Annotated in this window: 2 protein-coding genes; both read left to right on the top strand. The window is 73.3% G+C overall.

Annotation, left to right across the window (positions count from 1 at the left end; translation table 11 throughout):
* Positions 1 to 327: 327 nt before the first annotated feature.
* Positions 328 to 2,010 carry a M4 family metallopeptidase gene (locus AOK18_RS27300; protein ID WP_167738751.1) on the top strand — a complete coding sequence of 561 codons (1,683 nt, stop codon included), beginning with the start codon at positions 328 to 330 and terminating at the stop codon, positions 2,008 to 2,010.
* Between the two features lie 174 nt (positions 2,011 to 2,184).
* Complete coding sequence (locus AOK18_RS27295) at positions 2,185 to 2,706, top strand: DUF1990 domain-containing protein (RefSeq protein ID WP_055696063.1); 522 nt, start codon at positions 2,185 to 2,187, stop codon at positions 2,704 to 2,706.
* The last annotated feature ends 77 nt before the right edge of the window (positions 2,707 to 2,783 follow it).

The following is a 2,783-nucleotide window of genomic DNA, read 5'->3' as shown; positions in this document are numbered from 1 at the left end:
GTCACGGGGGCCGGCGGTGCCGGGCACGTGCACCGCCAGCCCCCGTGACGCGTGCGCAACGCTCCGTTAATCGAACCCGAACTCCCGGACAACGGACCGTTTTCGGCCAAGTTTATGACGCGGTCCTGACAACAACCGCGGTCGCCTGCCACTCTTCCCACGGCCCCCGCACGGCAACCCCACCGCGTCACCGCACCGCCGTGCCCCGGCCGCCGCTCCAGCACAGCGGCGCGCGGTACCGCGCGCCGCCCTGTTCTGCCCGGCCGGCTCACCAGCCGGCCGGTCTCCCCCGGCCGCACAGCCCGCGGCCCGCAGAAGGAGTCAGTGTTGAGAAGCAGCTCCTCCCACAGACGCACCCCCCTCTCCACGCGCCGCACCGCCGCGGTCGCCCTCGCCGGGGTCGCCGCCCTGGTCGCCACGGCCGTGCAGGCCGGCAGCGCCACCGCGGCCCCGGACCCCGCCCCGGCCGCCGCCGGGGCGAAGCCCGCCGCGGAGTCGGTCCGGCTCACCCCCGCCCAGCGCGCCGAGCTGATCCGCGAGGCGAACGCCACCAGGGCGGCCACCGCCGAGGACCTCGGCCTGGGCGCCAAGGAGGAACTCGTCGTCCGTGACGTCCTCAAGGACCGCGACGGCACCGTCCACGTCCGCTACGAGCGCACCTACGACGGCCTGCCCGTCCTCGGCGGCGACCTCGTGGTGCAGGGCGAGAGGCCGGGCGAGACCGAGTCGGTCGTCAAGGCCACCCGGACCGCGGTGAAGCCCGCCACCACCACGGCCGCGATATCCGCCGGCAAGGCGGAGCGGCAGGCGCTGGCCGCCGCGAAGGCCGAGGACGCCCAGAGCCCCGACGTCGACGGCGCACCCCGCAAGGTCGTCTGGGCCGCGGACGGAACACCGGTCCTCGCCTACGAGACGGTCGTCGGCGGACTCCAGCACGACGGCACCCCGCAGGAGCTGCACGTCGTCACCGACGCCACCACGGGCGAGAAGCTGTACGAGTGGCAGGCCGTCCAGAACGGAACCGGTCACACCGTCTACAGCGGCACCGTCGACCTGACCACCACCCGGTCCGGGACGTCGTACAACCTCACCGACGGGGCGCGCGGCAACCACAAGACCTACAACCTGAACCGCGGCACCTCCGGCACCGGCACGCTGTTCTCCGGCTCCGACGACGTCTGGGGCAACGGCACCGCGTCCAACCTGGAGTCGGCGGCCGCCGACGCCCACTACGGGGCCGCGCTGACCTGGGACTACTACAAGAACGTGCACGGCCGCAACGGCATCCGCGGAAACGGCGTGGCCGCCTACTCCCGGGTCCACTACGGCAACAACTACGTCAACGCCTTCTGGTCGGACAGCTGCTTCTGCATGACCTACGGCGACGGGTCGGGCAACGCCAACCCGCTCACCTCGATCGACGTGGCCGCGCACGAGATGACCCACGGCCTCACCTCGAACACCGCCGGCCTGCGCTACAGCGGGGAGTCCGGCGGCCTCAACGAGGCGACCAGCGACATCTTCGGCGCGACCGTGGAGTTCTACGCCAACAACCCCTCGGACGTCGGCGACTACCTCATCGGCGAGGAGATCAACATCCGGGGCAACGGCACCCCGCTGCGCTACATGGACAAGCCGAGCAAGGACGGCTCGTCCAAGGACTCCTGGTACTCCGGGCTCGGCTCGATCGACGTGCACTACTCCTCGGGCCCCGCGAACCACTTCTTCTACCTGCTGAGCGAGGGCAGCGGCGCCAAGACCATCAACGGCGTCAGCTACAACTCGCCCACCTCGGACGGGCTGCCGGTCACCGGCATCGGCCGCGCCAAGGCGGAGAAGATCTGGTTCCGCGCGCTGACCACCAAGTTCACCTCGACCACCAACTACGCCGGCGCCCGCACCGGCACCCTGGCGGCGACCGGTGAGCTGTACGGCACGAGCAGCGCCGAGTACAAGGCGGTGCAGAACGCCTGGGCCGCCGTCAACGTCGGCGCCCGCGCCGCCGGCTGAGGCCGCGGTCCCGGGCGGGCAAAAGGCCCGGGGCACCGGCCGCCCGAACGGCTGAGGGCCCGCCCTCCCGCAGGCCCGCCGCACGGGTGAAGGGGCGCCCGCGCCGGAGGATCGGACTCCGGCGCGGGCGCCCCGGCGTCACGGGTCCCGCGGACCGCCCTACTCTTGGGTCCCATGTCTTCGGCGGACTTCACCTACGACCACGTCGGCGCGACCCGCGAACCGGGTTCCTGCCCTCCCGGCTTCCATCCCCTGCACGTCCGCACCCGCCTCGGCGAGGGCGAAGCGGTCTTCCGCCAGGGTGCGGAGGCGGTCCTCACCTGGGAGCTGCACCGGGCCCTGGGAGTCGGTTTCGACGCCTCCGCCGACCGTGCGGCGCCCGGCGTCGACGTCACCGTCACGCTCGCCGGAGTGGTCCGGGCGCCCTGCCGGGTGGTCTGGACGGTGGAGGAGCACCGCAGAGCCGGCTGGGCCTACGGCACGCTGCCCGGCCATCCGGAGTGCGGCGAGGAGTCCTTCGTCGTGGACCGCACCGGCGACGGGACGGTGTGGCTGACCGTCTCGGCGTTCAGCAGGCCGGCCAGGTGGTACACCCGTGCGGCCGGCCCGGCCGCGCGCGGGCTGCAGCAGGCCTACGCCCGCCGCTGCGGCACGGTCCTGCGCCGCCTGGCGACGGAGGGCCTCGAGGAGTTCTGAGGCCCTCCGCACCACCCGCCTCCCACTGCTCCCGCCGCCCCGTCCGGCGTCACCGCATCAGCAGCCCCGCGGTCCCC

The organism is Streptomyces prasinopilosus (assembly GCF_001419695.1).
Taxonomy (GTDB): Bacteria; Actinomycetota; Actinomycetes; order Streptomycetales; family Streptomycetaceae; genus Streptomyces; species Streptomyces prasinopilosus.
Note: the sequence above shows the minus strand (reverse complement) of the source record. Positions and strands in the feature narration are given on the sequence as shown.